Origin of the sequence: Pelomonas sp. BJYL3, from assembly GCF_027257975.1 — a bacterium.
Taxonomy (GTDB): Bacteria; Pseudomonadota; Gammaproteobacteria; order Burkholderiales; family Burkholderiaceae_C; genus Roseateles_B; species Roseateles_B flavus.
The window spans coordinates 302,704-328,625 of the sequence record NZ_JANZKX010000007.1; the positions used below are offsets into that span (position 1 = coordinate 302,704).

Annotated in this window: 21 protein-coding genes; 7 read left to right on the forward strand and 14 right to left on the reverse strand. The window is 69.8% G+C overall.

Features of this window, described 5'->3' with window-relative positions; genetic code table 11:
- Positions 1 to 78 precede the first annotated feature (78 nt).
- Complete coding sequence (locus O9Y01_RS20680; protein WP_269633529.1) at positions 79 to 1,065, forward strand: quinone oxidoreductase family protein; 987 nt, start codon at positions 79 to 81, stop codon at positions 1,063 to 1,065.
- Between the two features lie 33 nt (positions 1,066 to 1,098).
- On the opposite strand, the gene O9Y01_RS20685 is transcribed toward O9Y01_RS20680, so the two are convergent.
- From O9Y01_RS20685 to lspA, 3 genes are all read right to left on the reverse strand, one after another.
- On the reverse strand, positions 1,099 to 2,616 hold the full coding sequence (locus O9Y01_RS20685; RefSeq protein WP_269633530.1) for a hybrid sensor histidine kinase/response regulator: 1,518 nt from the start codon (positions 2,614 to 2,616) through the stop codon (positions 1,099 to 1,101).
- A gap of 82 nt (positions 2,617 to 2,698) precedes the next feature.
- Positions 2,699 to 3,544 (reverse strand): DUF2189 domain-containing protein, encoded by an 846-nt coding sequence (locus O9Y01_RS20690; RefSeq protein WP_269633531.1) that lies wholly within the window; start codon positions 3,542 to 3,544, stop codon positions 2,699 to 2,701.
- Positions 3,545 to 3,651: 107 nt separating this feature from the next.
- Positions 3,652 to 4,143: a signal peptidase II gene (gene lspA, locus O9Y01_RS20695; protein ID WP_442952779.1), complete on the reverse strand. Its 492-nt coding sequence runs from the start codon at positions 4,141 to 4,143 to the stop codon at positions 3,652 to 3,654.
- Between the two features lie 173 nt (positions 4,144 to 4,316).
- Between lspA and O9Y01_RS20700 the strand changes: the two genes are divergently transcribed.
- From O9Y01_RS20700 to O9Y01_RS20720, 5 genes are all read left to right on the forward strand, one after another.
- Complete coding sequence (locus O9Y01_RS20700; protein ID WP_269633533.1) at positions 4,317 to 4,823, forward strand: DUF1269 domain-containing protein; 507 nt, start codon at positions 4,317 to 4,319, stop codon at positions 4,821 to 4,823.
- Between the two features lie 52 nt (positions 4,824 to 4,875).
- Positions 4,876 to 6,264, forward strand: a complete 1,389-nt coding sequence (locus O9Y01_RS20705) for a cache domain-containing protein (RefSeq protein ID WP_269633534.1) — start codon at positions 4,876 to 4,878, stop codon at positions 6,262 to 6,264.
- Positions 6,261 to 6,914 (forward strand): response regulator, encoded by a 654-nt coding sequence (locus tag O9Y01_RS20710; protein ID WP_269633535.1) that lies wholly within the window; start codon positions 6,261 to 6,263, stop codon positions 6,912 to 6,914. Before O9Y01_RS20705 ends, O9Y01_RS20710 begins: the two co-directional genes overlap by 4 nt.
- Before the next feature lie 173 nt (positions 6,915 to 7,087).
- A complete protein-coding gene (locus tag O9Y01_RS20715) occupies positions 7,088 to 9,166 on the forward strand; it encodes a carbon starvation CstA family protein (protein ID WP_269633536.1) in 2,079 nt (692 codons plus the stop codon).
- On the forward strand, positions 9,159 to 9,365 hold the full coding sequence (locus O9Y01_RS20720; protein WP_269633537.1) for a YbdD/YjiX family protein: 207 nt from the start codon (positions 9,159 to 9,161) through the stop codon (positions 9,363 to 9,365). Before O9Y01_RS20715 ends, O9Y01_RS20720 begins: the two co-directional genes overlap by 8 nt.
- A 73-nt stretch (positions 9,366 to 9,438) precedes the next feature.
- Here O9Y01_RS20720 and ileS read toward each other — a convergent pair whose 3' ends face one another.
- From ileS to O9Y01_RS20760, 8 genes are all read right to left on the reverse strand, one after another.
- Positions 9,439 to 12,279: an isoleucine--tRNA ligase gene (gene ileS, locus O9Y01_RS20725; RefSeq protein ID WP_269633538.1), complete on the reverse strand. Its 2,841-nt coding sequence runs from the start codon at positions 12,277 to 12,279 to the stop codon at positions 9,439 to 9,441.
- A 106-nt stretch (positions 12,280 to 12,385) separates the two neighbouring features.
- Positions 12,386 to 13,408, reverse strand: coding sequence for a bifunctional riboflavin kinase/FAD synthetase (locus tag O9Y01_RS20730; RefSeq protein WP_269633539.1), 1,023 nt, complete (start codon positions 13,406 to 13,408; stop codon positions 12,386 to 12,388).
- Between the two features lie 60 nt (positions 13,409 to 13,468).
- Positions 13,469 to 15,277, reverse strand: a complete 1,809-nt coding sequence (locus tag O9Y01_RS20735) for an ATP-binding protein (RefSeq protein ID WP_269633540.1) — start codon at positions 15,275 to 15,277, stop codon at positions 13,469 to 13,471.
- 230 nt (positions 15,278 to 15,507) lie between these two features.
- The gene (locus O9Y01_RS20740) at positions 15,508 to 16,239 is read right to left on the reverse strand and encodes a pseudouridine synthase (protein ID WP_269633541.1); all 732 of its coding nucleotides are present in this window, start codon (positions 16,237 to 16,239) and stop codon (positions 15,508 to 15,510) included.
- 7 nt (positions 16,240 to 16,246) lie between these two features.
- Positions 16,247 to 17,227, reverse strand: a complete 981-nt coding sequence (locus tag O9Y01_RS20745) for a P1 family peptidase (protein ID WP_269633542.1) — start codon at positions 17,225 to 17,227, stop codon at positions 16,247 to 16,249.
- 4 nt (positions 17,228 to 17,231) lie between these two features.
- Entirely contained in the window at positions 17,232 to 17,786 is a 555-nt protein-coding gene (locus O9Y01_RS20750; protein WP_269633543.1) for a DUF3617 domain-containing protein, read from the reverse strand.
- Positions 17,787 to 17,833: 47 nt separating this feature from the next.
- A complete protein-coding gene (locus O9Y01_RS20755) occupies positions 17,834 to 18,943 on the reverse strand; it encodes an acyl-CoA dehydrogenase family protein (RefSeq protein ID WP_269633544.1) in 1,110 nt (369 codons plus the stop codon).
- Positions 18,944 to 18,961: 18 nt separating this feature from the next.
- Positions 18,962 to 20,161: an acyl-CoA dehydrogenase family protein gene (locus O9Y01_RS20760; protein WP_269633545.1), complete on the reverse strand. Its 1,200-nt coding sequence runs from the start codon at positions 20,159 to 20,161 to the stop codon at positions 18,962 to 18,964.
- Positions 20,162 to 20,338: 177 nt separating this feature from the next.
- Here O9Y01_RS20760 and O9Y01_RS20765 point away from each other — a divergent pair, with 177 nt between their 5' ends.
- A complete protein-coding gene (locus O9Y01_RS20765; protein WP_269633546.1) occupies positions 20,339 to 21,295 on the forward strand; it encodes an isoaspartyl peptidase/L-asparaginase family protein in 957 nt (318 codons plus the stop codon).
- 87 nt (positions 21,296 to 21,382) lie between these two features.
- Here O9Y01_RS20765 and O9Y01_RS20770 read toward each other — a convergent pair whose 3' ends face one another.
- The 3 genes from O9Y01_RS20770 to O9Y01_RS20780 all read right to left on the reverse strand — a co-directional run bounded on the left by O9Y01_RS20770 (position 21,383) and on the right by O9Y01_RS20780 (position 25,868).
- Positions 21,383 to 22,231, reverse strand: a complete 849-nt coding sequence (locus tag O9Y01_RS20770; protein WP_269633547.1) for a PEP-CTERM sorting domain-containing protein — start codon at positions 22,229 to 22,231, stop codon at positions 21,383 to 21,385.
- A gap of 265 nt (positions 22,232 to 22,496) precedes the next feature.
- Positions 22,497 to 25,289, reverse strand: a complete 2,793-nt coding sequence (gene prsT / locus O9Y01_RS20775) for an XrtA/PEP-CTERM system TPR-repeat protein PrsT (protein WP_269633548.1) — start codon at positions 25,287 to 25,289, stop codon at positions 22,497 to 22,499.
- Between the two features lie 84 nt (positions 25,290 to 25,373).
- Positions 25,374 to 25,868 carry a YajQ family cyclic di-GMP-binding protein gene (locus tag O9Y01_RS20780; protein ID WP_269633550.1) on the reverse strand — a complete coding sequence of 165 codons (495 nt, stop codon included), beginning with the start codon at positions 25,866 to 25,868 and terminating at the stop codon, positions 25,374 to 25,376.
- Positions 25,869 to 25,922: the final 54 nt, after the last annotated feature.

The following is a 25,922-nucleotide window of genomic DNA, read 5'->3' on the forward strand; positions in this document are numbered from 1 at the left end:
CGGATGCAACTTGTCGTCGCGCTGACAGGCCCGAATGTGGCGGCGCGGCACCCCGTTCACAGCCAGCAGGAGAAGTCGATGTCCCAGGAACAGGTCGTTCGCATTGCCCAGCCGGGCGCAGCCGAAGTGATGCAGCTGGAGCACGTGGAGGTGGGGGCGCCCGGCCCCGGCGAGGTCCGGGTCCGCCACGCCTTCTGCGGCCTCAACTACATCGACATCTACCACCGCAGCGGCGTCTACCCGCTGCCCATGCCCTCGGGCCTGGGCATGGAGGCCTCGGGCATCGTGGAAGCGGTGGGCGAGGGCGTCAGCCACCTGGCCGAGGGCGACCGCGTGGCCTATGCCAGCCAGCCGGTGGGCGCCTATGCCACGGCCCGCGTGATGCCGGCGCGCTGCGTGGTCCGGCTGCCGGACGGCATAGGCCTGGACACCGGCGCGGCCATGATGCTCAAGGGCCTCACCGTGCAGTACCTGCTGCGCAAGACCGTGCCCCAGGGCGGGCTGCAGGCCGGCGACACCGTGCTCTTCCATGCCGCGGCCGGCGGCGTGGGCCTGATCGCCTGCCAGTGGGCCCGCCACCTGGGCCTGAAGCTCATCGGCACGGCCGGCAGCGACGAGAAGTGCGAGCTCGCCCGCCAGCACGGCGCGGCCCACGTCATCAACTACCGTCGCGAGGACTTCGCGGCCCGCGTCAAGGAGCTCACCGAGGGTCGCGGCGTCAAGGTGGTCTACGACTCCGTGGGCGCCGACACCTGGGCCGGCTCCCTGGCCTGTCTCAGCACCTTCGGCCTGATGGTCAGCTTCGGCAATGCCTCGGGCGCGGTGCCGCCGGTGAACCTGTCCAGCCTGTCGGCCAACTCCCTGTACCTGACGCGCCCCGTGCTCTTCGCCCACCTGGCGACCCGCGAGAGCACGCAGGCCATGGCCGATGATCTCTTCGACGTGGTGGGCCAGGGGGTGGTGCGCATCCCCATCGGCCAGCGCTATGCCCTGGCGGAGGTGCAGCAGGCGCACCGCGAGCTGGAGGCCCGTACGACCACCGGCTCCGGTCTGCTGGTGATCTGAGGGAGGCTGCCCTGGAGCAGGCCGCCCGGCGCCTCAGGCGCTGGCGGCTTCGGTCCGGGGCTCGGTCCCGGTGCCGCTGGCGGCCGGCAGGCGGATCTCGAAGCTGAAGCAGGAGCCCGTGCCCGGCTGGCTCTCCACCTGCACCTGCCCGCCCATCAGGCCCACCAGGCGCTGCACGATGGTCAGGCCCAGCCCTGTGCCACCGTAGCGCCGGGTGATGCTGCTGTCCGCCTGGCTGAAGGGGGCGAAGATGTGGCGGATCTGGTCCGCCGTCATACCGATGCCGGTGTCATGCACCGAGAAGCGCAGGCGCACGCCGTGCACGGCCGGGTCCAGGGGGTGCCCGTCCTCCTCCTCGGGCAGCTGGATCACTTCCAGCCGCACCTCGCCGCGCTCGGTGAACTTCAGCGCATTGCCGACGAGGTTGACCAGCACCTGGCGCAGCCGCAGGGCATCGCCCACCAGCCTGGCCGGCACGCCGGGCTGCACGAGGGCATGCAGGCGGATGCCCTTCTCGTGGGCCTGCAGCAGCAAGGGGTGCAGGGATTCCTTGAGGCAGTCGTGCAGGGCGAAGGGCCGGTGCTCGATCTGCACGCGGCCGGCCTCGATCTTGGCCACGTCCAGCAGGTCGTTGATGATGACCAGCAGGCCCTTGGCCGAGCTGTGGGCCAGCTCGATGAAGCGCCGCTGGCGCTCGTCCAGCGGGGTCTGCAGCACGAGTTCGGTCAGGCCCAGCACGCCGTTCATGGGCGTGCGGATCTCGTGGCTCATATTGGCCAGGAAGGCGCTCTTGGCCTGGCTGGCGGCCTCGGCGGCCTGGCGGGCGGCCTCCAGCGCGGCCTGCGTGGCCTTGAGGTCGCCGATGTCGCGCGCGTTGAGCTGCATGACCAGGTCGCCCGTCACCGGGTCGCGCATGGGCCGGGCGTCCAGGCTGTGCCAGCGGCGGCCGCCGGCGGTGTTGAGCTCCAGGTCCGCCGCGAAGGTCTGGCCACGCTGAACCTGGGCCAGGATGCGGCGGCCCACCTCGGCGTCGGGGAAGAGGCTGCTGAAGTCGCTCTGGCCCCGGTCCTTGGGCAGGCCGGTGAAGCAGGCGGCGGCGGCCGGGTTGCGCATCAGGAAGTTGCCGTCGCGCAGGGACACCATCGCGATGCGCACCGAGGTGTGCTGCAGGGCCTCCACGCCGCGCAGCACGGATTTGTCGGAGGCGCTGGAGAGGGAGTCGACGGCGAAGAGCATCACCTGGCGCCCGTCCGGCGTGCGGATGCCGCGAGAAACCAGCAGCACCGTCACGGGCTGGCCCTTGGGATAGAGCGTCCACTGCTCCCGCACGATCTTGCCCAGGGCATGGTCCGTGGCGGTGATGGCCAGGCGGGTGCGCACGGCTTCGGAGCTGTCGGCGTGGTTGCGGGCCAGGAACTCCTCGAGGCTCTCGGCCTGCCAGAAGCTCAGGGCGGCGGCATTGGCCCAGAGGTTGCGCTGGCCCTGCTGGTCGAAGACCCACATGGGCACGTCGAGCCAGTCAAAGTGGGTCAGGCAGTCGAAGTCGAGCATGTCGGGTGCGGGTGGAAGCTGCGGCGCATTGTGACCTGCTTCATGGCGCGCACAGCCTGCAAATCAAGGCGTTGCGGGAGGCTCAGGACTCTGCTACCGCAGCCCGGTAGGCATGCCAGCTGGCATGCCCCAGCACCGGCCCCACCACCAGCAGGCCGAGGAAGCCCGGCAGCAGCGCCAGCACCACCAGCCCCACCACCAGCGCGCCCCACCACAGCATCACGCCAGTCTGGGTCAGCACCAGGCGCAGGCTGGTCAGGCCGGCGGTGACGGCGTCCACCTGCTGGTCCAGCATCATGGGGATCGAGATGACGCTGACGGCGTAGATCAGGCCTGCGAAGAGGGCGCCCACGGTGAGGTAGGTGGCGATGAAGCCCAGGTTCTCGGGGTCCAGCAGCTTGGTGAGCGAGCCCGCGAAATCGGGCATGCCGTCGAAGCTCACCGCGAAGATCACCAGCGAGGCCCGCCCCCACAGCATCTCCAGGATCAGCAGCACGCCGCCGAAGATGGCCATCTGGCCCATGTGGCTGTCCCAGGCGGTGAGGGAGTCGCCCAGGTCGGGCTGCTCGCCGCGTTCCAGGCGCATGGAGACCTGGTACAGGCCCATGCACAGGAAGGGTCCCATCAGCAGGAAGCCCGCGGACAGGGCAAGGGTGTAGGCGGGAGCGTTCTGGTAGACCTTGAGCAGGCCCCAACCCATCAGCACGAAGCACAGGCCGTAGAAGAGGCCGATGCCAGGGTGGCGGCAGAAGTCCTTCCAGCCCAGGCGCAGCCAGTGCAGGGGCTGGCTCCACCGCAGCGTGTTGAGCTGCAGGTGGAAGGGCGAGACGGCCGGGCCTTCCGGGGTGGGCGCGGCTTGATCCGGATCAGGCGTGCGGGCCGGCGGGCGCGAATCGGGCGCCGGCTCCTGCGCCAGGGGGTGGCTCATGGGGTGTCTCCTTCTGCCACCAAGGCTAGAGGGAGGCGCGGGGCGCGTCAGCGGGCCTTACCCTAGGAAGAGCGCCTGACCTGGATCAAGCGTCCGGTCGGCCGGGTTCAGCTGCGCCGCACCCGGCGCAGCTCGTCCAGGATCAGCAGCGCCGCGCCGAGGGAGATGGCGCTGTCGGCCACGTTGAAGGCCGGGAAGGTCCAGGTGTTCTGGTAGTGGAAAAGGAGGAAGTCCACCACATAGCCATGCAGCAGTCGGTCGATCACATTGCCGATGGCGCCGCCCAGGATGAGCGACAGCGCGGTGGCGAAGAGGGTCTGGTGTCCATGCTTGCGCAACAGCCACAGGATGAAGGCGGCGGCCACGGCGCCCAGGCCCACGAAGAACCAGCGCTGCCAGCCGGCCGCCCAGGCCAGGAAGCTGAAGGCGGCCCCGGGGTTGTGCCAGCGGACGATGCTGAAGAAGGAGGTCACGGGGCGGCTGTCGCCGAGCTGGAAGCTCCCCAGGATCAGCACCTTGGTGAACTGGTCGGCCAGGATCACGAGGAGGGCGATCGCCAGCCATTGGATCAGGCGCGGGGAAGCGGAAGAGGTGGCCATGGGCATGTGCAGTTCAGAAGCAGGGCGCTACTGTAGCCGCTCCGCAAGGCGGCCTGCGCCGGGCACGCGAACTGCCCGCTTGAGGTTTGTCAAGCCCGAGGGGCCGGACTAGATTGGTCTTGGAAGCCTGCCACCGGCCCGCGGGGCCGGGGTGTCACGACAAGGAGCTCGCCATGCGCAAGAGGATCTACTGGATGCTGCCCGACCTGGACAGCGCCCGCCGCTGCATGAATGACCTGCTGCTGGCCCGCGTCGCGGCGCCGCAGATCCACTTCATGGCCCGGGAAGGGGCCGAGATGGGTGGCTTGCAGGCCGCCAGCCTGCTGCAGACCTCGGACCTGGTCGAGTCCGCGGAGACCGGCCTGCTGGTGGGGGCCGGCCTTGGCGCTGCCGCCGGGGTGCTGGCGGCCTACAGCCTGGAATCGGCGGTGCCGGCCGGGCTGGTCGTGGCGCTGGCGGCCCTGGGTGCCGTGCTGGGGACCTGGTTCTGCAGCATGATCGGCAGCTCCACGCCCAGCCGGCGGCTGCGGCGCTTCGAGCCTGGCATGGAGGCCGGCCAGTACCTGCTGATGGTGGACGTGCCGCGCGGCCGCGTGGCCGAGATCGAGGCCCTGCTCGCGGCCACGCATCCGGAGGCGAGCTTCCAGGGGCACGAGCCCAATGTGCCGGTCTTTCCCTGAGCCGGGACTCCGGACCCGCTGAGGGCCGCCGGCCGCGCTACAGTGGCCGGCCATGAAGCTGCGCGGCAAGATTCTCCTGCTGGCTATCGCGCCCCTGCTGGCCTCGCTCGCCCTCATCGCGGTGGGTGTGCGGCAGCAGGAGGGCGAGCTGGTCGCCCGCGAGCACGCCACCGTGCAGCGGGCCTACATGGAGGCGCGGCGCGATGAGCTCCGCCATTACGTCGACCTCGCCCTGAGCACGGTGCAGCCGCTCTACGCGCAGGCCCAGGGCCAGGACGCGCTGACCCGCCGCCACGCCAGCGAGCAGGCCCTGCAGCGCCTCGCCACGCTGGACTACGGGGCCGACGGCTACTTCTTCGTCTACGACCTCCAGGGCCGGGTGCTGATGCACTCGCGCCAGCCCGAGCTGCTGGGCCAGAACCTGTGGGAGCTGCGCGACGCCCGCGGCCAGCCCACCATCCAGCGTCTGATCGCCCAGGCCCGGGCGGGCGGCGGCTATGTGGAGTACCTCTGGCGCAAGCCCTCCAGCCAGCAGATGGCACCCAAGCTGGGCTATGTGGTGGCCCTGCCCGAGTGGAACTGGATGATGGGCACGGGCCTGTACCTGGACGGCATCCAGGCCACGCTGGACCAGCTGGACCGCGAGGCCCAGGGCAATATCGCCCGCACGCTGTGGTGGATCGTGGGCATCGCGCTGGCGGGCATCGTGCTGATCAGCGCCAGCGCCCTGGCCCTGAACCTCTCCGAGCACCGCCTGGCGGAGCAGAAGCTGCGCCTGCTGGCGCACGAGGTGGTGCGCTCGCAGGAGGAGGAGCGGGCCCACCTGGCGCGCGAGCTGCACGACGGCATCAGCCAGACCCTGGTGTCCACCAAGCTGCTGGTGGAGGCCAATCTGCGCGAGCCGCGGCCGGCCCTGCTGCAGCAGGCGGTGGAGCGGCTCAGCGGCAGCCTCCACGAGGTGCGGCGCATCTCGCACCGCCTGCGTCCGGCCCTGCTGGACACCCTGGGCCTGGACGCCGCCCTCGAGCACCTGGCCCGGGAATGCGAGACCGCCGGCGGCCCCCACATCGACTGCAGCTGCGAGCCCCGGCCCCTGCCGACCCTGCCCGAGGTGGCTGTCACCGTGCTCTTCCGCGTGGCCCAGGAGGCGCTGACCAACGCCCTGAAGCACGCGCAGGCCGGCCAGGTGCTGCTGCAGCTGCAGGCGCCGGCCGGCGGCGATCTGAGCCTCGTGGTGCAGGACGACGGCCAAGGCTTCGACCTGCGCGCGCAGAACCTGCACCCGCAGCAGGGCATCGGCCTGCGCAATATGCGCGAGCGCCTGACGGCCATCGGCGGGCAGCTGGACATCCAGACCCGGCCCGGCCACGGCACCTGGATCGAGGCCCGCCTGCCCGCCGAGGCCCTGGCCCGGCTGGCCAGCGACAATGCGGCCTCATGAGCGCCCCTTCCTCGCCGCCCCTGCGCATCCTGCTGGTGGATGACCACCCCCTGGTCCGAGAGGGCCTGCGCTCGCGCCTGCAGACCGAGCCGGGCTACGAGGTCGTGGCCGAGGCCGGCAGTGCTGACGAGGCCCTGATCGCGCTGAAGCAGGCCGCGCCCGACCTCGCGCTGCTGGACGTGGGCCTGCGCCAGGGCAGCGGCATCGAGCTGGCCCGCGCCCTGCTGGCCCAGACGCCTGCACTGCGGGTGCTGATGTTCAGCATGTACGACAACCCCGAGTACGTGCAGCGCGCCCTCGAGGCGGGGGCCAGCGGCTATGTGCTCAAGGACGCCTCGGTGGAGGCCCTGCTCGCCGCCATCGAGGCCGTGCGTGCCGGCGGCACCTACCTCAGCCCCGGCCTGACGCGGCGCATGTTCCGCGCCCAGGCGCCCAAGCCGGTGCTGTCCCCGCGCGAGAGCGAGATCCTCAGCGCCCTGGCCCGCGGCGAGACCAGCAAGGACATCGCCCGCCGCCTGGACCTCTCGGTTCGCACCGTCGAGACCCACCGCCAGAACATCAAGCGCAAGCTGGCCCTGGACACGCCGGCCGAGCTGCTGCGCTATGCCCTGGAACATGCCCGCGGCCTGGAGGCGGACAGCGGGCGCTGACCCCAGCATGGCAGGTGCCTAGGGTTGGTCCCTAGTCATCCCTACGGAGTGGCCCCGCGGGCCGAACGGATGTGCCGCGGGCGCGCGGTCTTCACACTGCAGTCTCCCAAGAACCGGATGCCGTCACGCTGCCGCCAGAAGCAGGGCCGGGGTCCATTGCAGGAGACAAAACCATGTCCAGTGTTCGTCGCCACCTCGCCTGGGCGGGCGTGGCCGTGCTCGGTGCCGCGGCGCTCGCCGTGGTCGCCCTGTCCCGCGGCGAGGCCATCAGCGCCCTGTGGGTGGTGGTGGCCGCGATCTGCGTCTACCTGATCGGCTACCGCTACTACAGCCTCTTCATCGCCAACACCGTGCTGGGCCTGGACGGCCAGCGCCAGACCCCGGCCTGGAAGTACAACGACGGGCTGGACTACGTGCCCACGCACAAGAACGTGCTCTACGGCCACCATTTCGCCGCCATCGCGGGCGCCGGCCCGCTGGTGGGGCCGGTGCTGGCCGCGCAGATGGGCTACCTGCCGGGCCTGCTGTGGATCCTGGCCGGCGTGGTCTTCGCCGGGGCGGTGCAGGACTTCATCGTGCTCTTCATCTCCACCCGCCGCGACGGCCGCTCCCTGGGCGAGCTGGTCAAGCAGGAGATGGGCACGGTGCCGGGCCTGATCGCGCTCTTCGGCGCCTTCATGATCATGATCATCATCCTGGCCGTGCTGGCCCTGATCGTGGTGAAGGCCCTGGCCGAATCGCCCTGGGGCACCTTCACCGTGGCGGCCACCATCCCGGTGGCCCTGTTCATGGGCGTCTACCTGCGCTATCTGCGGCCGGGGCGCATCGGCGAGGTCTCGCTGATCGGCTTCGTGCTGCTGATGGCCTCCATCATCGGCGGGCAGTGGGTGCACGAGAGCCCCACGCTGGCCCCGCTGTTCACGCATGACGGCAAGACCCTGACCTGGCTGCTGATCGGCTACGGCTTCGTCGCTGCGTCCATTCCGGTGTGGCTGCTGCTGGCGCCCCGGGACTATCTGTCGACTTTCCTGAAGATCGGCACCATCGTCGCGCTGGCCGTGGGCATCGTCTTCGTGGCGCCCACGCTGCAGATGCCGTCGATCACCAAGTTCGCGGCGGGCAACGGCCCGGTGTGGGCGGGAGATCTCTTCCCCTTCCTCTTCATCACCATCGCCTGCGGCGCCGTCTCGGGCTTCCATGCGCTGATCTCCTCGGGCACCACGCCCAAGATGCTGGAGAACGAGACCCACGCCCGCTTCATCGGCTACGGCGGCATGCTGGCCGAGAGCTTCGTGGCGGTGATGGCCCTGGTGGCGGCCTCGTGCATCGAGCCGGGCGTCTACTTCGCGATGAACAGCCCGGCGGCGCTGGTCGGCAAGACGCCCGAGGCCGTGGCGGCCACCATTTCCACGTGGGGCTTCGTGGTCACGCCCGAGATGCTGGTGCAGACGGCCAAGGACGTGGGCGAGAACACCATCCTCGCCCGCGCTGGCGGCGCTCCCACGCTGGCCGTGGGCATGGCTCACATCCTGCACCAGGTGGTGGGCGGCAAGGCCATGATGGCCTTCTGGTACCACTTCGCCATCCTCTTCGAGGCGCTGTTCATCCTGACCGCCGTGGACGCCGGCACCCGCGCCGGCCGCTTCATGCTGCAGGACCTGCTGGGCAGCTTCGTGCCCTCGCTCAAGCGCACCGACTCCCTGGTGGCCAATCTGCTGGCCACGGGGCTGTGCGTGGCGGCCTGGGGCTACTTCCTCTACCAGGGCGTGGTGGATCCGCTGGGCGGCATCAACACCCTGTGGCCGCTGTTCGGCATCGCCAACCAGATGCTGGCCGCCGTGGCGCTGCTGCTGGGCACCGTGGTCCTGTTCAAGATGAAGAAGGACCGCTACGCCTGGGTCACCATCGTGCCCTCGGTCTGGCTGCTGGCCTGCACGCTGACGGCGGGCTGGCTGAAGATCTTCTCGGACGACGTGCGCGTGGGCTTCCTGGCCCATGCCCGCAAGTACGCCGACGCCGTGGCCGCCGGCCAGGTGCTGGCCCCGGCCAAGAGCCTGGAGGCCATGCAGCGGGTGATCTTCAACGACCGCCTGGACGCCGCCCTGTGCGCGCTCTTCATGGGCGTGGTGCTGAGCGTACTGGTCTACAGCGTCAGGTCCGTGCTGGCCGCGCGTGCCAGCCGCCAGCCCAGCGCCCAGGAGGCGCCGCGCGTGCCCCTGAATCCTGCCGCCGTGGCGTCCAGCCATGCTTGAGCAGGGGCTGCGCGAGCTGGGCCAGGCGGGCCGCACTCTGGCGCAGAGCCTGCGCCTGATGGTGGGCCTGCCGGACTACGGCAGCTACGTGGCCCATCTGCAGCGCGAGCATCCGGAGCGCGAGCCCATGAGCTACGAGGACTTCTTCCGCGAGCGGCAGGCCGCGCGCTATGGCGGCAAGCTGGGGCGCTGCTGCTGAGCGCACGGGCTCTCGTCGCCCCATGAAAAACGCCCCGTCTCGACGGAGCGTTTGCTCAGGTGGCGGGCGCTGATCAGGCGATCTGTCGCAGCTCGCCGCCGCCATGCAGATTGCTGTGGCAGCGGCCGCACAGGCCCGGGTGCTCGGCGATCGAGCCCACGTCCTCGCGGTAGTGCCAGCAGCGCTCGCACTTGGCGTGTGCCGTGGGCGTGACAGTGACGCTCAGCTCGGCCGCGGCCTCGACGCGGGCCGCCGAGGTGATCAGCACGAACTTGAGGTCTTCGCCCAGGGACTGCAGCAGGGTCAGGTCTTGCTCGGCCGCGCCGATCACGACCTCGGCCTGCAGCGAGGCGCCCACCAGGCCCTGGCCGCGCACGTCCTCGATGGCCTTGTTGGCCAGCTCGCGGATCTCGCGCACGCGGCTCCACTTGGCCAGCAGGGCGGCGTCCGGCGCCTCGAAGGTCCAGAAGGTCTCGGTGAAGATGGTCTCGCCACCGTTGAACACCTGCCAGGCTTCCTCCGCCGTGAAGCTGAGGAAGGGCGCCATCCAGCGCAGCATGGCGTTCGTGATGTGCCACAGCGCGGTCTGGGCGGAGCGGCGGGCCAGGCTCTTCGGGGCCGTCGTGTAGAGGCGGTCCTTCAGCACGTCGAGGTAGAAGCCGCCCAGGTCTTCCGAGCAGTAGACCTGCAGCTTGGCCACGACCGGGTGGAACTCATAGCGCTCGAAGTGGGCCAGCACCTCGGCCTGGAACTCGGCGGCGCGGGCCAGGGCGTAGCGGTCCACTTCCAGCAGCTGGTCCAGGGGCAGGGCTTCGGTCGCGGCGTCGAAGTCCGAGACATTGGCCAGCAGGAAGCGCAGGGTGTTGCGGATGCGGCGGTAGCTGTCGACTACGCGGGCGAGGATCTTCTCGTCCAGGCCCAGATCGCCGGAGTAGTCGGTCGCGGCGGTCCACAGGCGCAGGATCTCGGCGCCCATCTTGTCGGACACGGCCTGCGGCGCGACCACATTGCCCACCGACTTGCTCATCTTGCGGCCCTGGCCGTCCACCACGAAGCCGTGGGTCAGCAGGCCCTTGTACGGCGCACGGCCGTACAGCGCCGAGGCGATCAGCAGGGAGCTGTGGAACCAGCCGCGGTGCTGGTCATGGCCTTCGAGGTAGAGGTCGGCCTCGGGGCCCTGCTCATGCGCGGCGCCGGCGTGGCTGCCCTTGAGCACGTGCTGGAAGGTGGAGCCGGAGTCGAACCAGACGTCCAGGATGTCCTGGCCCTTGGTGTAGATCTCGGCCTCGGCGCCCAGCCACTCGGCCGGGTCCAGCTTGGCCCAGGCCTCGATGCCGCCCTGCTCGACCAGCTGCGCGGCACGCTCGATGAACTCCAGCGTGCGCGGATGCGCCTCGCCCGTGTCCTTGTGCAGGAAGATGGGCAGGGGCACGCCCCAGCTGCGCTGGCGCGAGATGCACCAGTCGGGCCGGTTGGCGATCATGTCGCGCAGGCGGGCCCGGCCGTTCTCGGGGTAGAAGCTGGTGGCGTCGATGGCCGCCAGGGCCGTCTGGCGCAGGGTCTGGGCCGGGGCCTCGCTGGCGAAGAGGCCGCTGCCCTCGTCCATGCGCACGAACCACTGGGCCGCCGCGCGGTAGATCACCGGCGTCTTGTGGCGCCAGCAGTGCGGGTAGCTGTGGGTGATCTTGGACTGGGCCATCAGCCGCCCGGCCTGGGCCAGGGCCTCGGTGATGACGGGGTTGGCTTTCCAGATGTGCTGCCCGCCGAACAGGGGCAGGGCGGCTTCATAGGCGCCGTTGCCCTGCACCGGGTTCTTGATGTCGGTGAAGGCCATGCCGTGGGAGACGCAGCTCTGGAAGTCATCCAGGCCGTAGGCAGGCGCCGAGTGCACGACGCCGGTGCCGTCTTCCGCCGTGGCGTAGTCAGCCAGGTAGACCGGGCTCTCGCGGTCGAAGCCGGGGTCCACATGGGCCAGCGGGTGCTTGAACTTCAGCAGCTCGAGCGCGCGGCCCTGGGTGACGGCGACCTGCTCGCCCTCCAGCTGCCAGCGCGCCAGGCATTTCTCGACCAGGGCCTCGGCCACCACGAAGTAGCCGCGCGGGGTCTTGACCAGGGCGTAGGGCAGCTCGGGGTTGAGGTTCAGCGCCTGGTTGGCGGGGATGGTCCAGGGGGTGGTGGTCCAGATCACCGTGAAGGCGTCCTGGTCCAGCGCGGGCAGGCCGAAGGCGGCGGCCAGCTTCGCGGGCTCGGCGCACAGGAAGGCGACGTCCACCGCCGGCGACTGCTTGTCGGCGTACTCGATCTCGAATTCGGCCAGCGAGGAACCGCAGTCGAAGCACCAGTAGACGGGCTTGAGGCCGCGGTAGACGAAGCCGCGCTCGAACAGGCGCTTGAGCACACGGATCTCGCCGGCCTCGTTGGCGTAGTCCATGGTGCGGTAGGGCTTGTCCCATTCGCCGAGGATGCCCAGGCGCTTGAAGTCGGCGCGCTGGCCGTCGATCTGCTCGGTGGCGTAGGCGCGGCTCTTGGCCTGGACCTCGTCACGCGGCAGGCCGCGGCCGAAGGTCTTCTCGATCTGGTTCTCGATGGGCAGACCGTGGCAGTCCCAGCCGGGGATGTAGGCCGCGTCGAAGCCGGCCAGCTGGCGGGCCTTGACGATCATGTCCTTGAGAATCTTGTTGGCGGCGTGGCCGATGTGGATCTGGCCATTCGCATAGGGCGGGCCATCGTGCAGCACGAACTTGGGCGCGCCGCAGCGGGCGTCGCGCAGCTTCTTGTAGATGCCTTGCTCTTCCCAGTTCTTGACCCAGCCCGGCTCGCGCTTGGGCAGGTCACCGCGCATGGGGAAGGGGGTGTCGGGCAGGTTCAGCGTGGCACGGTAGTCGGGTGCGGCGGGCTTGGTGGCGTCAGTCATGGCAGCAATCAGGCAGGGCCGCTGGCGGCAGGCCAGTCGGCGGGCAGGGGGAGCACCGGGGCGGCGCAGGGGCGTCAGGGCAGCAAGCCCCGAGGGCGGGCCCGCATCAAATTCGATCGCGGGTGGTCTGGCGGCGCATCGAGGCGTGGGTGGCCAGGAAGGCGCGTGCCTGCTCGACATCGCGGGCGATGGCCTGGGTCAGGGCGTCCAGCCCGTCGAAACGGGCTTCGTCACGCAGTTTGTGCAGCAGTTCCACGCGCACGAGTTTACCGTAGGCCCCGTTGCGGCCCAGCGTCGCGGGCCAGTCCAGGCAGTGGACCTCCAGCAGCACGCGCCCGGCGTCCTCCACCGTGGGGCGCACGCCCAGGCTGGCCACGCCGTCCAGGGGCGTTTGCGCCAGGCCATGGGTGCGCACGGCGTAGATGCCCATGGCGGCCGGCTTGGCATGCGAGAAGCGCAGGTTCAAGGTGCGGAAGCCGTCGGCCGCACCGGCCGCCGATTCGCCCAGCTGCCGGCCCAGCTTCTGGCCGTGGATCACATGGCCGGAGATGGCATAGGGCCGGCCCAGCAGGCGCTCGGCGTCCTCCATGCGGCCCTCGGCCAGAGCCTCGCGCACGGCCGAACTGCTGACGCGCAGGCCGTGCACCTCGTAGCTCATCATGCGAGCCACGTCGAAGCCCAGGCGCTGGCCGGCGGCGTCGAGCGTGGCGTAGTCGCCCTGGCGCTTGGCGCCGAAGCGGAAGTCGTCGCCCACCAGCACGTAGCGGGCGCCCAGGCCCTGCACCAGCACCTGCTGGATGAAGTCCTGCGCGGGCAGCGAGGCCAGGCGCTCGTCGAAGCGCAGCACCACGACCTGGTCGATGCCGCAGCGTTCCAGCTCCTGGAGCTTGTCGCGCAGCGTGGCGATGCGGGTGGGGGCCAGCTCCGGCTTGCCCAGCTTGCGGGCGAAGAAGTCCCTCGGATGGGGCTCGAAGTTCAGCACGCAGGACGGCAGACCGCGGTGCTGGGCTTCCGAGCGCAGCAGGGCCAGCATCGCCTGATGGCCGCGATGGACGCCGTCGAAGTTGCCGATGGTGAGGGCACAGGCCGGGGCGATGCCCGGGTGATGGAAGCCGCGGAATACCTGCATGGAGGGCATTATCCGTGCCCGGCCGCCCGTTCAGAGGGGCGAGGGCGCCCGAGCGTGCACTCAGGCCGGCACTTCGTCCTCCAGCCGCACCGCGCTCGTCGGTTCGGCCCGGCCCACATGGCGCACCACCAGTTCCAGCAGGTGCTGCATGTCGAAAGGCTTCTGCAGATGGCCGTCCATGCCGGCAGCCTCGCACTGCGCCCGGTCCTGCGGGGAGGTGCTGGCGGTCAGGGCGACGATGGGTGTGCGCGGACGGCCCATGCGCCGTTCCTCGGCGCGCCAGGCGGCCGTGGCCTCGAAGCCGTCGAGCTCGGGCATCAGGCAGTCCATCAGCACCAGCTCGAAGGGCTCCTGCCGGAGCAGCTCCAGGGCCTGGCGGCCGTTCTCGGCCTGCACGACTTCCACGCCGCAGTGGTCCAGCATGGAGGCCGCCACCAGCAGGTTCACCGGGTTGTCGTCGACCAGCAGCACCCGGCCCTGCAGGACCGGCAGCAGGGGATCGCGGGCCGCCCGCTGCGCTGCGGCGGGGGCGTCGCAGGGCTGGAGCGGCAGGGTCAGCTCGAACATCGAACCCAGGCCGCGCCGCGAGCTGGCGCGTAGATCGCCGCCCATGGCGTGGGCGAGCTCGCGGGAGATGGTCAGGCCCAGGCCCGTGCTGTCGCGCCGCTGGCGCAGCTTGCCACCGAGCTGCTCGAATGGGGCGAAGATGCGCTCCAGCTGGTCGGCCTCGATGCCGTCGCCGGTGTCCCGCACGGCAAAGCGCAGCAGGGTGCCGCTGCGCATGTCCTGCACCACGGCCACGCCCACGTCCACCGAACCCTGCTCGGTGAACTTGATGGCATTGCCGACCAGGTTGTGCAGCACCTGCTTGATGCGCGAGGCATCGGCCAGCACATGGCTGGGCAGGCCTTCGGCAAGGCGGACGTTGAGCTGCAGACCCTTCTCGCGGGCAGGGGTGGCGAGCAGGCGGCAGACTTCGTGGACCGCCTCGGCCAGGTCCATGGCAGCGGGCTCGATGACCAGCTTGCCGGACTCGATGCGGGCCAGGTCCAGGATGTCATTGACCAGGTTGAGCAGGTGGCGGCCGGAACTGTGCACCACGCCGAGCTGCTCGCGCTGGCGCTCGTCCAGGTTCGAACGCTCCAGCAGCTGTGTCATGCCCAGGATGCCATTGAGCGGCGTGCGGATCTCGTGGCTCATCACCGCCACGAAGCGGCTCTTGCTGGTGCTGGACTGCTGAGCGGACTGCAGAGCCTGCTGGCGTTCCTCGGCGAGCTTGGCGTGCTCGAAGCGCAGACGCAGCAGCTCCAGGCGGCGGGCCTGGACGCGCAGCGACTCCGTCCAGGCGACGGACAGAAAGATCAGCAGGCCGACGGCCGACAGCCAGCCTTCGCGGGTGTCCAGCAGGCCGTTGTAGAGCAGCGCAGGCGTGAAGACGATGCCGGAGAACAGGGCATTGGCGCGGAACTCGGCGCCCATGGCGAACAGGGAGACCGCGGCCAGGCCGATCATGGAGGCCAGCACCAGGCCGTCAAGACCTGGCACCTCGGGCGTGTGGAAGCACCAGCCCATGGCGCTCCAGCTGAGCGCATCCAGCGCCAGCAGGGTGAAGTAGCGCTGGCGCCAGGCCCGCAGGCTGCCGAGCTCCCGCTGCGCCTGGCGGAAGCTGCGGGCATCCAGCGTGCGCAGCAGCGCCACGCACAGGCGCGCGCACAGCCAGCCCAGCAGCAGGGCGGCGGGCAGGTGGCCCCACAGCAGGAGGACCGGGCAGAAGCTGAAGGCGGCCCCGATGAGATTGGGCCGCAGGCTCAGCTCGTAGAGCGAGCTGAGTCGTTCGCGCTCGATTTGCGCTGCAATGTCCTGATCCAAGGACGGCATCCCTCGTCTGGCCCCGGCCCGTGCCCCGGGGTGCTCTTGTAGGTGTTCATGGTCCGAGCGCAGCGCACGTCGTGTCTGCAGCCGACCTCCTTCGATGCCAGTGCAGTGCACGCGTCATTGCGGGCAGCGATTTGTAGCCTCAACAGGCCTGAGGGCGGCTAGTGCGAACCCTCGATCTGCGGGGGGCGCGGCGCAGGCCGCGGCGGGATCAGTGACGGATCTCACGCCCCGCCGGGCGCACCGAGGATGGCCTCGGGTCCCGCAACCCAGCACCACTGCCCCTCCGGCAAATCGGCCGGCAGCACGAGGTCACCGAACTGCGGCCGGTGCAGGCGCTCGACGCGGTTGCTGACCGCCGCCATCATGCGCTTGACCTGGTGGTACTTGCCCTCGGCCAGCGTCAGGCGCACGCCATGCGTGCCCATGGCCTCGGCGGCCAGGGCCTTCACCAGCTCGGGCTCGCGGTGGACCTTCAGCTCGTGTTCGTGCAGTTCCACGCCGGCCATCAGGCGCTCGAGCTGCTCGGCGTCGACCGGGTGCTTGCAATGCGCCTCGTAGACCTTGGGCACGTGGTGCTTGGGGCTGGTGAGCTTGTGGATGAGGGTGCCGTCGTCGGTCAGCAGCAGCAGGCCGGTGGTGTCCTCGTCCAGGCGACCGACGGGCTGGACGCCGCGCTCGCGCAGGGGCGCGGGCAGCAGGCTCATCACGCTGGGATGGTGACGGGGCTTCTGCGAGCACTCGTAGCCGGCTGGCTTGTGCAGCATGACCAGGGCCTTCTCGTGATAGGGCCAGGTCTTGCCACTGACCTCGAACTGCAGGCCCTGGGGGTCGAAATCGGCATCGGGGTCGTCCACGACGTCGCCGTGGATCTTGACCTCGCCGTGGTGGATCAGGCCGGCGCAGAGGCGGCGGCTGCCGAAGCCTTGGGAAAAGAGAATCTGGGACAAGCGCATCGCCGCATTATCCAAGCTCGCCAGCCGAGGGCAGGCCGGGCAGGCCGCTCGCGGATCGCACAGCGTCCACCACGGCGGCCGCCAGCGCCTCGGCGGCCATCACGCCCAGCAGTCCCAGGTCGGCAGGGCCCGAGGCGCCGGTGGCGAGGCTGAAGACGATGTCGCCATCACTGGGCTGGTGGACGGGATGGATGCTGCGCGCCAGCCCGTCATGGGCCATCTGCGCGAGCTTGGTGGCCTGGGCCTTGTCGAGACGGGCATCGGTGGCGACCACGGCCAGGGTCGTGGCCGCACCGGCGATGGGTCGGATGGGCGCGGCGCCCTGAAGCAGGGCCTGGACGGTGCCCCGGGGCCGGCCGTCCTCGCCGCGGGCGCCGGCGAGGATCCGTCCGCTGGCGGGGTCGACGACGTCGCCCACGGCATTCACCACGGCCAGGGCGCTCAGCGTGGTCGCGCCCACCCGCAGCGAGGCCATGCCCAGCCCGCCCTTCATGGCCCCTTGCGGCCCCAGCAGCTTGCCGACGGTCGCGCCGGCTCCTGCGCCCACGCTGCCGCGCTGGGGCGTGGGCGGTGGCATGACGCTGGCGGCTTCACAGGCTGCATAGCCGGCATCGGCATCGGGGGTCAGGGCCGGGTCGCCCAGCCAGAGGTCGAAGATGACGGCCGCCGGCACGATGGGCACGCGGGCCGGGCCCACGGCCAGGCCGTGGCCGCGCTCGCGCAGCCAGCGCATCACGCCGCTGGCAGCATCCAGGCCGAAGGCGCTGCCGCCGCTGAGCAGCAGCGCATGGACCTGCTGGACGGTGTTCTCGGGGCGCAGCAGGTCGGTCTCGCGGCTGCCCGGAGCGGCCCCGCGCACGTCCACGCCAGCGGTCACGCCCTGGGGGCACAGGACAACGCTGCAGCCGGTGGGGCGCCGGCTGTCGGTCCAGTGGCCCAGGCGCAGGCCGGCGACGTCGCAGAGATGCCCGGTCAGCCTTGCAGCCATGGGCTCAGGGGCGCGGCTTGTGCGGCTGGATGCTGCCGCAGTCGGCGCCCAGCCAGCGGCCCTCGCCCGAGATGGTCATGCTGCGGCCCTGGCGCTGGATGCTCAGCTTGCTGCTGTAGTGCTCGGCGCTGTCGAAGGTGAATTCGCCGTCGCCTTCGGAGGCCGGGTCGGTGCAGGTGAAGTGGCTGCGCACGGTATTGCCGCTGCGCGTGACCTGCTGCTTGCAGCGGCCCTTGTCGTCCACCGGCGGCTCATGCCGCTCGGCCTGCTCCTTGCTGATGCAGGTCTTGATGGTGACGGTCCCGCCGGCGCCCATGTTCACCTGCACGCCGTGCTGGGCCATCATCTGCTCCATCATCTGGCGCTTCTCCGGCGGCATATTGGCCATGGCCTGGCGGGCCTGGTCCATCTTGGCCTGCTGGGCGGGGTCCAGCTGCGGCTTCTGGGTCATCTCCCAGAGGCCGGGCTTCATGGTGGACTGCGCGCTGGCGCACAAGGGCAGGGCCAGCAGGGCGGCAAGCGCGGCGAGGGGGGCACGGGGGCGGCGGATCGGCTTCATCGCAACTCCTCGGTGGGGGTGCGGGGCAGTGTAGTCCGCCGTTTCCCTCAGGCGAAGACCCCGGCCTGCTCCGTCATGCGGGCGCTGACCTCGGCCAGGTGGTGCAGGCCGTCGCCCCACTGCATCTCCATCACCGTGAGCCGCTTGAAGAAGTGGCTGGAGATGTATTCGTCCGTCACGCCGATGCCGCCGTGCAGCTGCGTGCACTGCTGGCCGACGAAGCGCATGGACTGGCTCAGCTGCAGCTTCACCTGCGACAGCGCGCGGCGGCGCTGCGCGGGCGGTTCACCCAGCTTCAGCGTGGCGTAGTAGCTCATGGAGCGAGCCAGCTCCAGCTGCATCTTGATGTCGGCCATGCGATGGCGCAGGGCCTGGAAGCTGGCGATGGCCACGCCGAACTGCTTGCGGGTGTTGAGGTAGTCGGCGGTGAGGCGCACCAGGGCGTCCATGGCGCCCACGGCCTCGGCGGCCTGCGCTGCGAGTGCGGTGTCCGCAGCCAGCTCCAGCAAGGCCTGGGCCGCCTCGCCCTGCGCGATGCGCTGGCCGGGCGTGGCCTGGAGGGTCAGCTCCGCGGCGGCCGAGCCGTCGTGCAGCCCATAGCCTCGGGTGACGAGGCCCTCGGCGCCGGCCTCGACCAGGTACAGCGCCGGCCCCTGCTCGTCGGTGGCGGGCACGACGAAGGCCTGCGCCTGCGCGCCCGCGCTCACCAGGCTCTTGACGCCGCTGAGCCGGCCCGCGGTGGCCCGGGTCTGGCCCATGTCCAGCCGGTAGCGCAGGCCGCGTTCCTGGTGAGCGAGCACCACCAGCGCCTCGCCTGCGACGATGCGGGGCATCCAGTCGGCCTGCAGGGCCTGCGGCGCCTGGGACAGCAGCAGCGGCGCCAGCAGGGCGCCCTGCGCATAGGGCTCCAGCACCAGGCCGCGGCCCAGTTCCTCCATCACGACCATGGCGTCCACCGGACCCAGGCCCAGGCCACCATGAGCTTCGGGCACCTGCAGACCCATCAGGCCCAGGCCGGCCAGGCCGTCCCAGGCCGCACGCGAGAAGCCGCCCTCGCGGACGATGGCGCGGCGCTGCTCGAAGCCGTAGTCCTTCTCGACAAAACGCTGCACGGCATCGCGCAGGGCCTGCTGGTCTTCGCTGAAATCAAAATCCATGGCTGTCTCCTGCGCGTCTCAGCCCAGCAGGGTCTGGGCGACGATATTGCGTTGTACCTCGTTGGACCCGCCGTAGATGGTGGTCTTGCGGTAGTTGAGGTAGTGGCTGGTCAGGGAGGCGCAGTGCGCGGCGCCGCCGGGCCAGAGCCCGCCCAGGGCCTGGTCGCCCTGCCAGCCGGCCTCCATGGCCTCGTGGATGAAGGGCGTGGCGAAAGGGCCGCCGGCCAGCATCATCAGTTCGGTGTAGCGCTGCTGGATCTCGCTGCCACGGATCTTGAGCAGGCCCGCCACGTCAAGGGACTGCTTGCCCGAGCGCTCGGCCGAGAGCACGCGCAACACCATCATCTCCAGGGCGACGATGTCCACCTCCAGCAGGGCAATCTGGTCGCGGAAGCGGCCGTCCTCGTAGAGCCCTTCCTGCCGGGCGATGCGCTTGAGCCGCTCCAGCTCGCGCTTGGCCCGGTTCACGTCGGCGATGTTGGTGCGCTCATGGGCCAGCAGGTACTTGGCGTAGGTCCAGCCCTTGTTCTCCTCGCCGATGAGGTTCTCGGCCGGCACGCGGACGTTGTCGAAGAAGACCTCGTTCACCTCGTGTTCGCCGTCCAGCATGATGATGGGCCGCACGGTGACGCCGGGCGACTTCATGTCGATCAGCAGGAAGGAGATGCCAGCCTGCGGCTTGACCTGGGTGTCGGTGCGCACGAGGCAGAAGATCCAGTCGCCGTACTGTCCGAGGGTGGTCCAGGTCTTCTGACCGTTGACCAGGTAGTGGTCGCCCTGGCGCTCGGCCCGGGTCTTGACGGAGGCCAGGTCCGAGCCGGAGCCCGGCTCGCTGTAGCCCTGGCTCCACCAGACGTCCCCGCTCATGATGCCGGGCAGGAAGCGCTGCTGCTGCTCCGCGCTGCCGAAGGCCATGATCACCGGCGCCACCATCACCGGGCCGAAGGGCACCACCCGGGGCGCGCCGGCCAGCGCGCATTCCTCCTCGAAGAGATGGCGCTGGATGGCGTCCCAGCCCGGTCCGCCGAAGCGCTGCGGCCAGGCCCAGCCATGCCAGCCCTTCTTGCCCAGGATGCGGGCCCAGCGCTGCAGGTCCTCCTTGTGCAGGCGCTGGGCGCGGTGCACTTTGTCGCTGATGTCCTGGGGCAGGTTCGCGGCCACCCAGGCACGGATCTCCGCGCGGAAGGCTTCCTGCTCGGCGGTGAAGGCCAGTTGCATCGATGTCTCCTTGCGCCGTCCGGCCGGAGGCGCGTCATCCAGTTTGCGTCGTGCCGATTTTTAGCACGGACGTTCTTTCTTCTCCTGTCGAATGGGGGACATCGGCCGGCTAGGGAATGCCCGGACGCCTCCCGTGCGAAGCGACGCGGCAGTGCCGGGGCGATCACAATGCGCGGCATGAACACGCCCATTCCCCTGCTGGCCATCCATGGAGGTGCCGGCACCATTCTTCGCCAGACCACCTCGCATGAATCCGAGCAGGCCTATCTGCAGGCCCTGCTGGACATCATTCGGGCCGGCGAGGCCCTGCTGGCCGAGGGCGCGCCGGCGCTGGACGTGGTCGAGGCCTGCGTCCGGCTGCTGGAGGAGAACGAACGCTTCAACGCCGGCCGCGGCGCTGTCTACACCGAGGCAGCCACCCACGAGCTGGACGCCAGCATCATGGAGGGCCACTCCCGGCGCGCGGGCGCCGTCGCGGGCCTGCGCACGACGCGCAATCCGGTGCGGGCGGCTCGCGCGGTGATGGAGTCCAGCGGGCATGTGATGCTGATCGGCCCGGCGGCGGATGCCTTTGCCGCGGCGCAGGGCCTGGAGCAGGTGTCGCCCGACTGGTTCGGCACGCCCGAGCGGCTGGCGCAGCTGCGCCGGGTGCAGGGTGAGGGCGGGGCCGCCAGGCTGGACCACGATGGCGCGCAGCGCCAGGCGCCGCTGGATGAGCGCAGCAAGTTCGGCACCGTCGGCGCGGTGGCCCTGGACGCTCGGGGCCGGCTTGCGGCGGCCACCTCCACGGGCGGCATGACCAACAAGAAGGCGGGTCGGGTGGGCGATTCGCCCATCCTGGGCGCGGGCTGCTACGCGGACGACACCGTGGCCGTCTCCTGCACCGGCACCGGCGAGGCCTTCATGCGCAGCGTGGCTGCGCACGAGCTGTCCGCCCAGATGCGCTACCTGGGGCGCAGCCTGGAAGCCGCCTGCGAGGACGTGGTGGGCGCGCGCCTGCCGGCCGTGGGCGGGCAGGGGGGCCTGATCGCGGTCTCGCATCAAGGCGAGCTGTGCCTGCCTTTCAATACCGAAGGCATGTACCGCGGCTGGGTCCGCCTGGGCGAGGCGCCGCAGGCACGGATCTTTCGCTGACTGGCGCGGGCCGCGGCAGGCCGGCGCATCGGCCCGGCCATGAAAAAAGCAGCCCGCGGGCTGCTTTTTGCTGAGGCCATCAAGCGCTTACTGCTTGCGGCGGCGGGTGTAGGCCACGGCGCCGAAGGCTGCGAAGGCCAGGGCGATGGAGCCGGGCTCGGGCACGCTGCTCTTCTTGTCGGAGACAGCCAGGAAGGTCTGCGACGAGGGGCTGGCCGTGCTCTTGTACACGGTGTAGTTGTAGGCCGACTTGGTCAGGCCCAGCGAGCTGGTCCAGAAGGACTCGTTGGCGTTGTTCAGGGCGTCCAGGTACTTCTCGGCCTGGGTGCGCACCGATTCGTAGCTGGTGTTGCTGAAGTAGGCACCACCGTTCTTGGTGGGGTCGGCCACGCCGCTGTTGGCGTCGCCCAGCAGCTCCCACAGCACGTACTGGAAGGCAGCCGACTTGGTGTTGCTCGTCATGCTGTCCTTGTAGGCATAGCTGTAGAGCTCGACCAGGTTGTTGTACAGGCTGACGGTGCCGGACTTGTACTCGTAGTTGTCGACCGTGGAGTAGGGGGCGCTGGTGAACAGCGTCTTGTAGCCCGAGGCCGCGCCGTTGCCGCTGGTGGCTGCGCCGCCGCTGTTGAGCGTGACACCCATGAAGGAGTCCAGCGAGGAGGTGCTGTAGGTGCTCGTCAGCTTGCTGGTGGTCAGCGGGTCGATGCAGTAGACCCAGAACTGCTGGCTGGCGCTGGAGTCGTTGACCAGCGAGGCACCCATGGACTGGCCGGTCTTGGTGTAGGCGCCGATCTGGATGTCAGCCTGACCGTAGCGGTTCGTGCCGGTGCTGGACAGGCTGGTGTTGTAAGCCTGGGCCGTGCCCATGCACAGCACCGCAAGCCCGAGGCTGGCGCCCAAAGTGGCAAAGGTCTTGGTCATTGCTGCAGTGCTCATGGTCTTGTCGCTTGGTTGCTTGCCGGCAGGGTCCCCCCGGCGATGGTCGGAAGGCTACCAGCGAATCTCGAGTTGTTCATCCCGTGAACGAGGGGCCGATGCACAGGGCAAGGGAACTGTCACGTCTGACAGGGTGGGTTAGCAAAATCAGGGCCACCCTCGCTAAGTCATTGATTTGAAATACAGAGGCAAGTGTTTCAAGCTGTTTTCAAACGTAAATGTAAGGCCAGCCGACAGAAGGGTCATGGGCCCGGCGCCGGCCGGCTCAGAGGCCCAGCTCAGCCTTCAGGCTCTTGAACTCGGCGCTGTCCCGGAATCGGCCGGGCATGGCCATGGCTGCGCGCAGCTCCTCCCGGGCGTCCGGCTTGCGACCGGACTTGGCCAGGGCGTAGGCCAGGTGGAAGCGCAGTTGGCCCTGGTTGGGGTCGCGCAGGCGGGCGTCACGCAGCAGGCGCAGGCCGGCCTCGATCTCGCCCCGCAGCACGTGGATCCAGCCCTGGGCGTCCAGCGTCTCCGGGCTTTCCGGAGCCAGCTTGCGGGCGCGCTCGGCCATGGCCAGGGCACCGGCATCGCCCAGGCGCTGCAGCAGCAGGGCGTAGGTGGCCATGGCGGAGACGTCCTGCGGATCGCGGGTGATCAAGGTGGAGAAGCTGCGCTTGGCCGCCTCGTTCTTGCCCAGCTCGGCCTGGGCCTCGGCCAGGACGCGCAGCAGGCCCAGGTCCTGGGGCGCCTTCTGGGACCAGCCTTCCAGGGTGGCCAGGCCCTTCTGCGGGTCGCCGCCGCTGGTCTGGGCACGGGCCAGCAGCAGGGCGTTGGCCGCGCTGGGCTCCTGGTCCAGCACCTGCTGGTAGCGCTTGCCGGCCTCGGCGAACTGCCCGCGGGCATAGGCCAGGTGGCCGGCGGTCAGCAGGGCCGGCAGGGCCGTGGGATACCTGGCCAGCAGGGTCTTGAGCAGGGCGTCGGCGCGCGCGTTGTCCTTCTTGCGGTTGGCCACCTCGATGCCCAGTACCAGCACATTGAGGGCCTCGGCGCCATTTTGCTGGGCCTTCTGCAGGTTGTAGCTGGCGCCGTCCAGATTGCCGATGGCCAGCTGCTGGCGGCCCACGACCACCTGCGCCTCGGCGTCATAGCCGGCGATGCGCGTGGCCTCCTGGAAGAGGACCTTGGCATTGCCGAGATCGCCCTGCATGGCATAGGTGCGGCCCAGGGTCAGCGCCACCTCGAGGTTGCCCTGGTACTTGCCGTTGAGCGCCTTGCCGACCTGGATGGCCTGGTCCAGCTTGCGCTGGCTGGTGTGGAGCTCCATCAGCGTCAGCCCGGGGCGCGGGTCATTGCGCGAGAGGTTGGCGGCCTTCTCCAGGGCTTCGGTGGCCTCGTTGAAGCGGCGGGCACGGAACTCCAGGATGCCCAGCTGGTAGAGCAGCTGCGGGTCCTCGGCGTCCTTCTTGAGCAGCCCGTCCAGACGCTGGCGGGCGGGGTCGAACTGCTTTTCCTCGATGTCCAGCCAGCTGAGGTTGATCAGCGCCGGCTTGAAGCCCGGGCTCTTGGCCAGGGCCTGCTGGAAGGCGGCCCGGGCACCGCCCTTGTCGCCAAGCCGCCCCTTGATATTGCCCAGGTAGTTGATGAGCATGGGGTTGTTCGGGTCGCTCTTGAGCAGGTTCTCGGCCAGTTGCAGCGCGCGCGGGCCCTTGCCCATGCTGGCGTAGGCGGTGATCAGCTGGATGGCGGCGCGGGCGTCGCCGGGGTTGCTCGCCAGCACCTTCTCCAGGTTGCTGATGCCGGCCTCGCCCTGGCCCATGGAGAGCTGGCTCAGCGCCAGCTCCCGGATGGTGTCGGGCGTGGGCTGCTGGGCGGCCGCCTTGTCGAAGGCCTCGGCTGCCTGGTCATAGCGCTTGCGGGCCAGATGGATGCTGCCCTGCAGGTACAGCACCTGCGGGTCCGTGGGGCGCAGGCGCTGCAGGTTGCTGACGATCTGCTGCGCCTGGCTGAGGTCGCGCTGCTCCAGTGCGATGCTGGCGGCCATGAGCTGGCCGGCGTAGTGGTTGGCGTTGAGGGCCAGCAGATTCTTGAGGTGCTCGCGGGCCTTCTCGTTGTCGCCCAGGGCCTTGTAGGCCATCGCGGCGGCGAAGTTCAGGCTTTCGTCGCTGTTGATCACGCCGGCGGGCTGCAGGCCCAGCAGCTCGGTGGTCTGGACATAGGCGTCGCGGGCCTTGGCGGCATTGCCCTTGCGGGACTCGATGACGCCGCGCAGGTAGGACGCCCGCGGGTCGGCCAGGCTGGCCGCGTCCAGGGCGGCGAGGTCCTGCTCGGCCTCCTTGAGCTGGCCGGTCGTGACCAGCAGGCCGGCGCGCGCCACGCGGGCATCGACATTGAGCGCGTTGTGCTGCAGGGCCTTGCCGAAGGAGACCTGGGCGGCACTGCTCTCCTTGAGCTTCTGCTGCACGGTGCCCAGCGCGTACCAGGCGGCGCTGTTGGCGGGATCGAACTCCAGCGCCTTGCTGATCTGGCCCCGCGCCTTCTCCAGCTCGCCCTGGCGCGCCAGCATGGTCGCTTCGGCCAGCAGGGGCAGGGGCGAGCGGGGCGCCAGCGCGCGGGCCTCGGCAAAGGACTTGGTGGCGGCGTCCTTCTGCCCGAGGGTGGCGAAGGCGGTGCCGCGCTGGGTGAGGATCTCGGCATGGCTGCCCGCCGGCACGCCGTTGGTGTTGATGCGGTCCAGCAGCTTCTTGTACTCGCCCAGGGCGATGTAGAGCTGGCCCAGGTCCACCATCACCTCGCTGCGTGCCACGCCCTGCTTCAGCGCCTCCTCGAAGGCAGCCTCGGCCGAGGGCAGGTCGCCCTTCTTCAGCAGGGTGCGGGCCAGCAGCAGGTGGGCGGAGAGCATGTGCGGATCCGCCTGCAGGGAGTTGCGCAGCTGGATCAGCGCCCCGTCGATGTCCTTCTTCTCGAGGCGCTGCTGGGCGTCGTCGTAGAACTTGCTGGCCGCATCACCCGCCCCCTGGGCCTGGAGGCAGGCACCGAGCAGGAGGGAGAGGAGCAGGCGGGAGGGCAGACGGTTCATGGGCGGTCCAGTGCGGGGGGGCCGGCGCACGGCCGGCGAAGCAAAGGGACCGCCGCAGCGGTCCCGGCAGGCGGGGAGCTGGGCTCAGTCCCGGAAGTTGTCGTAGCTCAGGGGCAGGTCCGCCATGTCCTTCTTCAGCTGGGCGATGGCCAGCTGGAGGTCGTCACGGTTCTTGCCGGTGATGCGCACGACGTCGCCCTGGATGGAGCTCTGGACCTTGAGCTTGCTGGCCTTGATGGCGTTGCTGATCTTCTTGGCGTTCTCGGCGTCGATGCCGGAGCGGATCTTGTAGACCTGGCGGACCTTGTCGCCGCCCAGCTTCTCGATCTTGTCGTTCTTGTCCAGGAAGCTGATCACCACGCCCTGCTTGGTCAGCTTGCTGTAGAGCACGGCCTCGATCTGCTCCAGCTGGAAATCGCTGTCGCCAACGGCGTGGATTTCCTTTTCCTTGCTCTTGAGCTCGACGGAGGCACTGGTGCCCTTGAAGTCGAAGCGGGTGTCAATTTCCTTCTTGCTGTTGTCCACGCCATGGCCGATCTTGACCATGTCGGGCTCCAGCTTGGTGTCGAAGCTTGGCATCTCTTGAATCCTTGAGGGAAGGGCCCTCGCCGGAAGCGGCAAGGGAATCTGGGA

Excerpts from the sequence above, each read along its gene's own strand:
- O9Y01_RS20685 (WP_269633530.1), bottom strand. The coding sequence starts at position 2,616 with ATGCTCGACTTCGACTGCCTGACCCACTTTGACTGGCTCGACGTGCCC.
- prsT (WP_269633548.1), bottom strand. The coding sequence starts at position 25,289 with ATGAACCGTCTGCCCTCCCGCCTGCTCCTCTCCCTCCTGCTCGGTGCC.
- O9Y01_RS20715 (WP_269633536.1), top strand. The coding sequence starts at position 7,088 with ATGTCCAGTGTTCGTCGCCACCTCGCCTGGGCGGGCGTGGCCGTGCTC.
- O9Y01_RS20770 (WP_269633547.1), bottom strand. The coding sequence starts at position 22,231 with ATGAGCACTGCAGCAATGACCAAGACCTTTGCCACTTTGGGCGCCAGC.
- O9Y01_RS20720 (WP_269633537.1), top strand. The coding sequence starts at position 9,159 with ATGCTTGAGCAGGGGCTGCGCGAGCTGGGCCAGGCGGGCCGCACTCTG.
- O9Y01_RS20765 (WP_269633546.1), top strand. The coding sequence starts at position 20,339 with ATGAACACGCCCATTCCCCTGCTGGCCATCCATGGAGGTGCCGGCACC.
- O9Y01_RS20680 (WP_269633529.1), top strand. The coding sequence starts at position 79 with ATGTCCCAGGAACAGGTCGTTCGCATTGCCCAGCCGGGCGCAGCCGAA.
- O9Y01_RS20740 (WP_269633541.1), bottom strand. The coding sequence starts at position 16,239 with ATGCGCTTGTCCCAGATTCTCTTTTCCCAAGGCTTCGGCAGCCGCCGC.
- ileS (WP_269633538.1), bottom strand. The coding sequence starts at position 12,279 with ATGACTGACGCCACCAAGCCCGCCGCACCCGACTACCGTGCCACGCTG.
- O9Y01_RS20700 (WP_269633533.1), top strand. The coding sequence starts at position 4,317 with ATGCGCAAGAGGATCTACTGGATGCTGCCCGACCTGGACAGCGCCCGC.
- O9Y01_RS20690 (WP_269633531.1), bottom strand. The coding sequence starts at position 3,544 with ATGAGCCACCCCCTGGCGCAGGAGCCGGCGCCCGATTCGCGCCCGCCG.
- O9Y01_RS20730 (WP_269633539.1), bottom strand. The coding sequence starts at position 13,408 with ATGCAGGTATTCCGCGGCTTCCATCACCCGGGCATCGCCCCGGCCTGT.
- O9Y01_RS20755 (WP_269633544.1), bottom strand. The coding sequence starts at position 18,943 with ATGGATTTTGATTTCAGCGAAGACCAGCAGGCCCTGCGCGATGCCGTG.
- O9Y01_RS20760 (WP_269633545.1), bottom strand. The coding sequence starts at position 20,161 with ATGCAACTGGCCTTCACCGCCGAGCAGGAAGCCTTCCGCGCGGAGATC.
- lspA (WP_442952779.1), bottom strand. The coding sequence starts at position 4,143 with ATGGCCACCTCTTCCGCTTCCCCGCGCCTGATCCAATGGCTGGCGATC.
- O9Y01_RS20710 (WP_269633535.1), top strand. The coding sequence starts at position 6,261 with ATGAGCGCCCCTTCCTCGCCGCCCCTGCGCATCCTGCTGGTGGATGAC.
- O9Y01_RS20750 (WP_269633543.1), bottom strand. The coding sequence starts at position 17,786 with ATGAAGCCGATCCGCCGCCCCCGTGCCCCCCTCGCCGCGCTTGCCGCC.
- O9Y01_RS20780 (WP_269633550.1), bottom strand. The coding sequence starts at position 25,868 with ATGCCAAGCTTCGACACCAAGCTGGAGCCCGACATGGTCAAGATCGGC.
- O9Y01_RS20705 (WP_269633534.1), top strand. The coding sequence starts at position 4,876 with ATGAAGCTGCGCGGCAAGATTCTCCTGCTGGCTATCGCGCCCCTGCTG.
- O9Y01_RS20745 (WP_269633542.1), bottom strand. The coding sequence starts at position 17,227 with ATGGCTGCAAGGCTGACCGGGCATCTCTGCGACGTCGCCGGCCTGCGC.